The organism is Asticcacaulis sp. AND118 (assembly GCF_020535245.1).
Taxonomy (GTDB): domain Bacteria; phylum Pseudomonadota; class Alphaproteobacteria; order Caulobacterales; family Caulobacteraceae; genus Asticcacaulis.
Genome location: NZ_CP084910.1, coordinates 1,358,644 through 1,368,241 on the forward strand (window position 1 = coordinate 1,358,644; position 9,598 = coordinate 1,368,241).

Here is a 9,598-nt window from a genome sequence, read left to right on the forward strand (position 1 = left end):
GCTCCGGTTATGGGGTGAAGGGGGCGAGCCCCCTTCAAATCGCCCCGACCTGCTTCATGCTCAGCACGCCTTCGCGGCCGACGATCAGATGGTCGTGGATGGTGATTTTCAGCGGCTTGCCGGCGGCGATAATGGCCTTGGTCATGTCGATATCGCCCTGAGACGGCATCGGGTCGCCGGACGGGTGGTTGTGCATCATCCGATGCCCTTAATTATGTGTTTGATATTAAAGGAATTTATGTGTTTTACTTTTTTAGTGGTGCCGGGATTTGGGAGCTGCATTTGATGCACTATCGTGATCGACACAATTGATCATGGTTGCATCCAGCCAATCCCGTTCAAGCACGACGCCACTCTACACCTGTCTTTCTTTCGGATTTTGGGGACATTGATTTGTCGGGGGCAGCGCATAATCCTCGAGTGAAATATCCTCGCTATTCCGGTACCCTACGATATCGTCCTTTCCGTCGCGATCCAACATAGTTTATTAGACCGGCCTCTTTAAGTGCCGCGATATCGCGGCGCGCTGTTTTGAGGCTGACAGTCCATGCCGTGGCTATCTCCCTCGCATTGCAACGCCCTTCTGTGATTCGGTTCAAAAACCAGCGTTGCCGCTTGTTGAAGGCGAACTGATCGGGGACATTTTTAGGGTCACTTTTGCGGACATGATTGGGGTCAGTTTTCAGCCCGTGCGCTGCTGTGTCGCCACCGGCGATTTCACCAGAAGCATAGGCCTCCCGAGCTCGCGCGAGCGAAATGCGATCGACCGCTTCCGTCGGTGGCGTTGCCAAAGGACTCTCGATCAGTCCTAAAAAGAAGGCTCTGATAACGGGCGAGGAAACCACCAGGCGCAAGAAATATACGGTGTCCGGCCCGTGCTGCCCTGAAAGCCAGTGCTTGACGGTCCTTTCGCTTGCATCTGTTTGGCGCATAAGCTGTTTAATCGCGCGATGGCTATCGCCATGCTCTTTGCGCAGAAGCTCAGCGATGGTCCGCGCATAGATTTCACGTCCACCTAGGACGCCTTTCCACAGGGGTAATTTCCTGCCCTTTTTCGGCAACATCTTCCGTTTTCTCCGCAGCTAGAATGGTGTCCATGCGGAGAGGCGGCAGAGGCTTGCCACAAACTGCGGCTTTAGACGTCTTAACTGCCGCGGTTATGTCCAGGAGTGCGTGATGAGATGAACCGGAGACTTTACGACGATAATCGGCCAGGGCAGCCGGAACGCCCCCTTCGCGCTGCCGAATACGTCCGCATGTCGACGGATCATCAGAAATATTCTACGGAAAACCAATCCGACGCGATCAAACAATATGCCCAGTCTCGCGGAATTGAGATCGTCAAGACCTATGCCGACGCCGGGAAGAGCGGTCTCAAGATCGAGGGGCGCGACGCGCTTCAACAGTTAATCGAGGACGTCAGATCCGGAAGCGTCGAATTCACCTTGGTGCTCGTCTATGACGTTAGCCGCTGGGGAAGATTCCAGGATGCGGACGAAAGCGCGTACTACGAATATCTCTGCCGACGCGCCGGTATCGCTGTGGAGTACTGCGCCGAGCAATTCGACAACGACGGTAGTCCGATCTCGACCATTGTAAAAGGCGTGAAGCGGGCGATGGCCGGCGAATACAGCCGTGAACTATCAACCAAGGTGTTTGCAGGCCAAGGTCGCCTGATCGAGAAGGGTTATCGGCAGGGTGGGCCAGCGGGGTTCGGCTTACGTCGAACACTCATCGACGAGCACGGTGTCACCAAGGGCTTTCTCGAACGGGGCGAGCACAAAAGCATCCAGACCGATCGAGTGATTTTAACGTTGGGCCCTGCCGAGGAAGTCAATCTGGTTCGCGAAATCTACCGCTCGTTTGTTCATCAGGGATACAGCGAAAGCCAGATTGCAGCCGATCTCAATAGGCGGGGCATTCCCACAGACCTCGGGCGTCCTTGGACCAGGGGAACCGTCCACCAGGTTCTGATCAATGAAAAATATGTGGGCGACAATGTTTGGAACCGCCAATCCTTCAAGCTGAAGAAAAAGCGCGTCCAGAACGATCCCGAAATGTGGATCCGTGCGCAGGATGCGTTTGCAGCCGTCGTCGAGCGCGAGTTATTCGAAGCGGCAAGAACGATGATCAGCGCGCGCTCCTTTCGCCTCAGCGATGAGGAGATGTTGCAGTCCCTGAGAAAGCTGTATCATCAACGGGGTTTGCTTTCGGGGATCGTTATCGACGAATGTGACGGGATGCCGTCCAGCAGTGCCTATAGCTCCCGATTTGGCAGCTTGCTTCGGGCGTATGGTCTCGTGGGTTTCACGCCGGATCGCGATTATCGCTATATTGAAGTAAACCGCGAACTGCGCAAACTTCATCCTGAGGTTTTGCGTCAGGTGCTTGACGGGTTTCGGACGTCGGGCAGCGATGCCTGGCAGGATCTTCAGACCGATAGGGTCATCGTAAATGGCGAGTTCAGCCTCTCCGTCGTGATCGCCCGTTGCATGGAAACCCCCACCGGGCTCCTTCGGTGGAACCTGCGCTTCGATACATCCCTCGCTCCCGACATCACAATCGTTGTGCGGATGGACAACGCCAATCGCGAGCCCCTTGACTACTACCTGTTCCCGCGCATCGACATGCTCTCCGAGAAGCTGCGGCTGGGAGAGGAGAATGCACTTGGGCTCGATGCCTATCGCTTCGATGGCCTCGACCTTCTTTATGACATCGCCATGCCCGTTGCAATTGAGGAGGCTGCCTGATGCCCGCTGCTCGCCCCAGTCGGATCGAAATGATCCCAATTTCTCGCATTACCGTTCTGAACCCTCGTGCGCGCAACAAACGCCAGCATCGGGAGATCGTGAACAACATTGAAGCCATCGGTCTTAAGCGACCGATCACTGTGAGTCGGCGCGATGGCGCGGGCGGGCCGAGATACGACCTGGTTTGCGGAGAAGGTCGGCTGGAAGCGTTCCAGATGTTGGGACAGACAGAGATTCCAGCCGTGGTAATCGAAGCCAGCGAAAGCGAATGCCTTGTAATGAGCCTGGTCGAAAACATCGCTCGGCGTACGCCGCGCCCCATCGATCTGATGAAGGAGATCGGTGCATTGCGTTCTCGTGGGTTCAGCGATGCCGCGATAGCCGAGAAGATCGGCGTCGGAGCCTCCTGGGTAAACATGATCGCATCGCTCCTTGAGCGGGGGGAGGAACGATTAGTATCCGCGGTGGAAACCGGGCTGATCCCCATCACCCTGGCAATGGAGATTTCCAAGGCTGAGACGGAAGAGGCGCAGGACCTGCTTCTCGACGCCTACGAAACCGGCAAGCTCAGAGGCAAGAAGCTTGCTGCCGTCCGTCGTCTGCTCGAGATTCGGATGCGAAGCCAGCGCAAGGGGGCATTGCCTACTGGACGATTGGGAAGAAAGGGCACGGGCGTTCGCCGTATGACGGCCGCTGATCTCATGCAGGTTTATCAGCGTGAAGCGGAAAAGCAGCGTCTGCTCGTCAAGAAGTCGGACTTCACCCAGACTCGGCTGCTGTTCGTCGTCGAGGCACTTAAGGATTTGCTCTCCAAGGACGGATTCATAAATTTGCTGAGGGCCGAAGGACTGGCGACGATGCCTCGAGCGCTCAAAGTACGTGTGTCGGGGGGGGATCATGACTGAAGAGGCAACGGACCGGGAAGATGGACGCATACGTCTCGCCTTCGATCGTGACTTCGTGACGGTCCCAGTCGCCGCCATCGTGCCGCTCAAGACATTGCCGGCCGGCGCTCGGGAGAGCCGGTCTTATTCACAAGTCCTGAGTTCGATCAAGGCGATCGGTCTGATCGAAGCGCCGGTCGTCATGGCCGACGAAAAGAATCCAGGGACCTGGTTTCTCCTTGATGGTCACTTAAGGTTGGAGGTGCTGAAAGAACTCGGCATCACCGAAGTCGAGTGCCTGCTCACTGCCGATGATGACACTTACACCTATAACAAGCGTGTCAACCGCATTCCGCCGATCCAGGAACATCGGATGATCGCGCGTGCGATGGATCGAGGCGTCTCGTCGGCCGACATAGCCGCTGCTCTGAACCTCCAGGTCGAGTCCGTGCTGCGGCGTTTCCGGCTTCTCGAAGGGATCAGCCCCGAAGCGGCTGAGATCCTGAAGGACACGCCATGCTCGATGAAGGTGTTCGACATCCTACGACAGATGACATCTGTGAGGCAGATTGAAGCCGCTGATCTGATGATTGGCCAGAACAATTTTACCGTGATGTTCGCTCGTGCCTTGCGCGCTGCCACGTCCGAAAACCAGCTTGCTTCGACCAAGAAAGGAAAGGGCGGCGGCAAGCCCACGCCGTCGGGTCAACAGATCGCCCGCATGGAGCGGGAGCTGGCGGCACTACAGACCCAAGTAAAGTCGGTCGAGGAGACCTACGGCATCGACAATCTGCATCTGACCGTCGCGCGCGGATACGTCGCCAAACTTCTGGCGAACAATCGTGTCGTGCGCTGGATGACGGTCCATCAGCAAGACTATCTCACGGAATTTCAGAAAATTGCTGAGATTGACACGCTCGGTTCCGTTGCTGAATCGCCGGCAGCCTAAACGCAGAGTGGGGACCCGGACCCAAAAAGCGCGGGGACCATGGGAGACGCCGCACGGCGGGGCGGATCAAGCATGGCGGTGGGAATGGCGGCGAACCCGCATGAAGCCCACCAGGCCGGACGTCATATGGTCTGGCCGCCTGAGGGACAATCTGTCCCCGGTTAACCAGGCGGGCGTGTCGAGAGCGCAGGCCGGCACGCCCGCCGTTTGCGTGTTAAACGATCAAGCATGATAAGCTGCGGTCTCGTACTCAATTCGCTTTGAATTGCGGCATTGGACACGGTTCCGTTCGTCCCAAGCGTCGAGCTCATCGACGTGGTAGAGGACAGCTTTTCCGATCTTTACGAACGACGGCCCGATTTTCATCGAGCGCCAGTTTCGCAGGGTGCCTACTGAAATGCTGCCGCGATAGCGTTCCGCTACTTCTTCCGGCGTCAGGAATGTGGTTTGTGACATACATCCTCCTTTGGCAGAAGTCCTGCCGTTGATGATTAGACATCGTAGAGCTCGAGAGGCATCTCCTGAGGCATTGACCAAGCAGAGATCCGCGCACGTTGGCTAAGCCTCTATCGCGCACGCTCCACCACGGCAGAGCATGAACACGCCTGCACAGTCAGGGAAGTATCAATTTGTGGGCGTAGGGAATTCGGATAGGCTGGAATGCAAAAAGGCGGGGTAGGCCAGAAGACATTCTACAATACAGCTATTCACTACCTATGATTCGGAGCTTCATCGCACGGGTCTCCAGGAGATAGGTCTCCACGCCGGCGAGCAGATGCAGGCCTTCCTCCGTGATCGCCGCCCGCGACAAGCCGGGCTGAATAATTCTGACATCGAATTCATATCGATAGTCCTGCCAGCTTGCCTTCAGTTTTTTGAGAAACGCGGCAGTTCCGTGCTCGAAACGCGAGGTGGTGCCTTTTTCAAGACGCAACTTCTCACGCTTCAGCATGTGCGTGAACATTCTATAGGGGCGATCACGCCAACGTGCCGATTTTTGGGCCTGGCCACAGACCTCGTAAAGGTCTTTTACGCGCGCACCTGGTGTGTCCGCGCTGGAGTATTTGCAGTGGTGGAGGGTTACTTGCACAAGGCCTTCCGTCACACGAACGGCAACTACGTCCGCTATTTCACCAGCTCCGTCATCGTCGAAAATAAGATCATAGATGTTTCCATCCGCGAGCAATGTCTCGATCACCCGTCGCTGGACGGAATCTGAGCGCTTTTCTGGTCCCTGTGATTCTGTTCGAATATTGGTCCCGGACCAGTCCCAGGTTTCCACTCGATCTCGAGGATATGGTTCAACCTTAATACCGTCTGGTAAGGCATAGAGATGGCTGTAGATGAGGAGAGACCCGTCCCCGAAATCAATCTGAGGGGAGTCTTCACCAAAAGATTCCGACAGCGTTTTCACTTTGCCGCCAATCTTAATTGTTGCCTTCGGCCCTGATCGTTGCAGATAGCGGGCACCGCCTTCCGCAAAAACGATTTCAAACTCAGCAGCATCAACATTGCTGTGGACCGAGAAACGCAGTGGCCCTGTGCGTTCATGGTCAAGCAATTCGATATCGCATTCGGCGAATGGGACTGGCCGATCACCGAAGGTAATTTCGACGCGATCCTCGATCTGTGTCAGCAGTGACTCTGGCCAATGGATCGCAACCGGCGGTACTGCTGGCCTCTCGTTGATTTGCCGAGGCCGCATGGCACTTTTGAAAACGCCATCAGTGGTGATCCCCGGATCGTTTACGGCCCGACCGATATCAGCACACCACTCAACCCAGTCGGTTAGATCGCGGACAGGTGAGATCGACCAGAACTTGCCCTTTGCCGAGCAGCCGCGTGAAGCGGGCACGCCGTCGAGGAAGCCGGTCGCAAAGACATTATTTTTAATGCGGGATTGCGATTTTGCGGTATCAAGCCCGTCCGCTACATCAACGCCCATGTACATTGAGTAACGAACACCGCGTCCCTGATGGTGGGTTAAGCCGAGATTGCGCAGAATAAGTCGGTTGAATCCGTGCAGGCAGCGGAAGACTTCCTCTCCTTCCACCCGACGCGCTGTTTCGCCACAGATGACTTTAGCGAGCCGGTCGTAGGGGCCTTTAGCTGAACTGCTGATATAGAGAAGCTGTCGGTCTGGATCCCAGTGGACCATATGCAGGTCCCAGAAGACATTGATGGCATGCTGCGCCGTGGTCCATCCTGCTTGTTCTTCCGATCGAGTGACGAAAATGGCGACGCGCTGGTGTGGGTTGACCTTCATGCCGAGATAGATGCCTGGATTATACAGGTCCTCAGCACGTAGTGGCTCCCAGGCCTCGCACGACGTTCGATAGACCACCGCGTTCATTTTTGGTTCGAGCGTCTGAAGCGGGATATCGTTCAGGTCCCCGACGAAGCCCTTGAACATTTCGGAGCGGCGAACCTGTCGGTCGATCTTTGCCGTGCTGAGGGCCTCGACCAGAGCGTTCCAGTCGGCGTCCTCCGCATAGAGCTTGGCTAACGAACGGTCGATGTCGTCTACGCCGGTATTGGCGATAACAGTGGCATCGCCCAGGCGCGGATCTTGCCGCGTGAAACGGCCAACGAACTGGATGGTAACGGCAATGCTTTTGTGCGGATCATGAAGCGCCGCGATTTTCAGTTCCGGAAGATCGAAACCTTCGCCAAGCATATCGACGCAGACGATGGCCCGGCTCTCGAAGCGCCTCAATGCGGCCAGGTTTGCACGGCGTTCACGGATAGACTGTTGGCTGTGAACGATGACGGGGTTGAATTCTGGGAACAGTGCGCTGTAGATCCGGTGAAGATCTTTAGCGCGCTCGATAGTCTGGCAGCGCGCCATGGCAAGATGGTTGAGGCCAGCGTCCAGATCGCCCTGAAGGACTTCACCAAGCTTTTCGGCAATTGCCAGATCGGCATCAGCTTGGTCGAGGCCAAACACGGCTTCAAAACGAATGGGCTTGAAATATCCTTCTGATTGAGCCTTCTTGAGGGGGTAGGTGTAGATGAACTCCCCGTCTACGCGTCTTCCATCCTCTCGGAAGGGGGTGGCTGTGAATTGAACGATAGGGAGCGGTGGATCTCGATCAACAAAGAGGCCACGAAACCGAGCCCAAGTCGGAGCACCGATATGGTGCGCCTCGTCGATGAAGAGCGCTGAAGCACGCTCGGCCATTTGCTCCTGAACGGGCGCATCCGCGCGGCCGGCAATCTGCATTGTGGTGACAATGACATTTGCGCTGTCGAAAATTTGGTCGACCTCCGCTGGACTCGTCGGGATATGCGATAGGCGCATGACAACCGGATAGGAAGCCTTATCGGCCAGGCATTGCTGTTGTCTCAAGACGCCGAAGGTTTCGAACTTGGATGATATTTGTTCGCGTAAGGCGTCGGTCGGAACCACTACCAACAATCGCTCAAACTTCTCGTGGGCATTTAGAGCGAGCATCGTTTCGGTCTTGCCTGTCCCCGTCGGCATGACAATGGTTGCGGGTGCGGTCGATCGTGTTCTGTGTGCCAGCGCTGCGTGAAGCGCTCCGATCTGAGGGCGTCGCAAACCTGGACGCACCGGCTCATCGGCGCGTCCTTCGCGCAGATATATCGCGTCAGTCCAAGAGGCTGAGACCGCAGACAGTAGATTTACCCGCGTGTTGTGATCCATCGTGGCTATGTTGGCCGGCCGAGCGTTTATCCAGCGACCTTCGCCAAGCTCCAGGGCTTCGGCTATTTGTTTGGCGTCTGTGGCGTCAGCCACAAGAAGAATAAGGTCAGCCTCAAGTGGTGTTGCCGTTTTCGCGCTTATAATTTTCAGCGTCTGTCCAGACTTCAGGATAGTCTCATAGCCTGTGACGCGGCGGATAACGAAGCGACGTAATTTACAGCGAACGCGCTGGGCTGGAACGATCAACTGACGCACGGTGCTGCCCAGGACCTTACCGTCTACTGCGAGGCGAGGCGGGAGTAGTAGGTCGACCTCCGGGTCAAAGAGGTCATCCTGAGTTGAATCTGCGCTTCGCTTACGGGGAGGCATCTGACCATCCATCGTCCGTTGACTTAAATCTATCATACGTATATTAACTATACGCACGGAATGTCAACATCCGTATATTTAGTATTCTCATGTTGGAGGCGTTCTTGCGCTGGGGTGTCGAGCAAAGGCTAGAGTTTATCGAGTTCCGCCTGTTCTGGGAGGGATCGATAAATCGCGCTGACATTACGAATTTTTTCGGCGTGTCGGTTCCTCAGGCTTCAAAGGACCTGACCGCCTACCAGGAGCGTGCCCCTGGAAACATGGAATATGACACGCACGCCAAACGCTATGTTGCCGCAGAGAAATTCGTGCTGCGCTTCCTTGATCCAGATCCTCATATGTATTTGTCGCAACTCCGTGCCGTAACTGAGGGAATGGTCCCTGCGCATGATTCTTGGATCGCTGCGCTTCCGAAAGCGGATGTCGCTCTGACGCCGAAGCGCGATGTAGATATCGGCGTTCTCAGGGGGGTGCTTGAGGCCGTACGCAAAGGCGCTTCAGTTGAAGTCTTTTACCAGTCGATGAATAAGGTGCGCCCGGAGCCGATTTGGCGTCGTATCACGCCTCACGCTTTTGGTTTTGATGGTTTCCGTTGGCACGTTCGCGCTTACTGTCATCTTGAGCATCGGTTCAAAGATTTTCTCCTTCCTCGCATATTAGAGGTTGGTGTTAAGGGAGAGCCCGGCGAAGGCGAAGGGCAGGATTGGCTTTGGAATAACTATTTCGATGTGATCATCGGACCACATCCTGCGCTTACGCCAAGTCAGCAAAAAGTCGTCGCCAAGGATTACGGTCTCGACCACGGTCACGGGGTGCTTTCAGTTCGCTATGCGATGCTTTTCTACGTATTGAAGCGGTTGGGTCTGCTTGGGGACGCTACAAAACAGAGTGCTCATACCCAGCATATTGTGACCATTAATCGCAAAGAGACCGAAGCGGCGCTTGAAAAAGCGGAGCTTCAGCTATGAATGGGTTGAGC

At 55.8% G+C, this 9,598-nt stretch carries 8 protein-coding genes; 4 read left to right on the top strand and 4 right to left on the bottom strand.

Translation table 11 applies throughout. The features are described from left to right. Nucleotides 1–34: 34 nt before the first annotated feature. Nucleotides 35–199 (bottom strand): JAB domain-containing protein, encoded by a 165-nt coding sequence (locus tag LH365_RS06585; RefSeq protein WP_226745370.1) that lies wholly within the window; start codon nucleotides 197–199, stop codon nucleotides 35–37. Between the two features lie 235 nt (nucleotides 200–434). Further along, nucleotides 435–1,064: a DeoR family transcriptional regulator gene (locus LH365_RS06590; protein WP_226745371.1), complete on the bottom strand. Its 630-nt coding sequence runs from the start codon at nucleotides 1,062–1,064 to the stop codon at nucleotides 435–437. Between the two features lie 117 nt (nucleotides 1,065–1,181). Here LH365_RS06590 and LH365_RS06595 point away from each other — a divergent pair, with 117 nt between their 5' ends. The 3 genes from LH365_RS06595 to LH365_RS06605 are packed head-to-tail and all read left to right on the top strand — an operon-like array spanning nucleotide 1,182 to nucleotide 4,583. Beyond that, nucleotides 1,182–2,750, top strand: a complete 1,569-nt coding sequence (locus LH365_RS06595; protein WP_226745372.1) for a recombinase family protein — start codon at nucleotides 1,182–1,184, stop codon at nucleotides 2,748–2,750. After that, nucleotides 2,750–3,655 carry a plasmid partitioning protein RepB C-terminal domain-containing protein gene (locus LH365_RS06600; RefSeq protein ID WP_226745373.1) on the top strand — a complete coding sequence of 302 codons (906 nt, stop codon included), beginning with the start codon at nucleotides 2,750–2,752 and terminating at the stop codon, nucleotides 3,653–3,655. Before LH365_RS06595 ends, LH365_RS06600 begins: the two co-directional genes overlap by 1 nt. Next, on the top strand, nucleotides 3,648–4,583 hold the full coding sequence (locus LH365_RS06605) for a plasmid partitioning protein RepB C-terminal domain-containing protein (RefSeq protein WP_226745374.1): 936 nt from the start codon (nucleotides 3,648–3,650) through the stop codon (nucleotides 4,581–4,583). Before LH365_RS06600 ends, LH365_RS06605 begins: the two co-directional genes overlap by 8 nt. Nucleotides 4,584–4,805: 222 nt before the next feature. Here LH365_RS06605 and LH365_RS06610 read toward each other — a convergent pair whose 3' ends face one another. Beyond that, on the bottom strand, nucleotides 4,806–5,039 hold the full coding sequence (locus LH365_RS06610; protein WP_226745375.1) for an AlpA family transcriptional regulator: 234 nt from the start codon (nucleotides 5,037–5,039) through the stop codon (nucleotides 4,806–4,808). 247 nt (nucleotides 5,040–5,286) lie between these two features. After that, nucleotides 5,287–8,505: a DEAD/DEAH box helicase gene (locus LH365_RS06615; protein ID WP_226745376.1), complete on the bottom strand. Its 3,219-nt coding sequence runs from the start codon at nucleotides 8,503–8,505 to the stop codon at nucleotides 5,287–5,289. A gap of 218 nt (nucleotides 8,506–8,723) precedes the next feature. Here LH365_RS06615 and LH365_RS06620 point away from each other — a divergent pair, with 218 nt between their 5' ends. Then, on the top strand, nucleotides 8,724–9,587 hold the full coding sequence (locus LH365_RS06620) for a WYL domain-containing protein (protein ID WP_226745377.1): 864 nt from the start codon (nucleotides 8,724–8,726) through the stop codon (nucleotides 9,585–9,587). Nucleotides 9,588–9,598 lie beyond the last annotated feature (11 nt).

Excerpts from the sequence above, each read along its gene's own strand:
- LH365_RS06585 (WP_226745370.1), bottom strand. The coding sequence starts at position 199 with ATGATGCACAACCACCCGTCCGGCGACCCGATGCCGTCTCAGGGCGAT.
- LH365_RS06590 (WP_226745371.1), bottom strand. The coding sequence starts at position 1,064 with ATGTTGCCGAAAAAGGGCAGGAAATTACCCCTGTGGAAAGGCGTCCTA.
- LH365_RS06595 (WP_226745372.1), top strand. The coding sequence starts at position 1,182 with ATGAACCGGAGACTTTACGACGATAATCGGCCAGGGCAGCCGGAACGC.
- LH365_RS06600 (WP_226745373.1), top strand. The coding sequence starts at position 2,750 with ATGCCCGCTGCTCGCCCCAGTCGGATCGAAATGATCCCAATTTCTCGC.
- LH365_RS06605 (WP_226745374.1), top strand. The coding sequence starts at position 3,648 with ATGACTGAAGAGGCAACGGACCGGGAAGATGGACGCATACGTCTCGCC.
- LH365_RS06610 (WP_226745375.1), bottom strand. The coding sequence starts at position 5,039 with ATGTCACAAACCACATTCCTGACGCCGGAAGAAGTAGCGGAACGCTAT.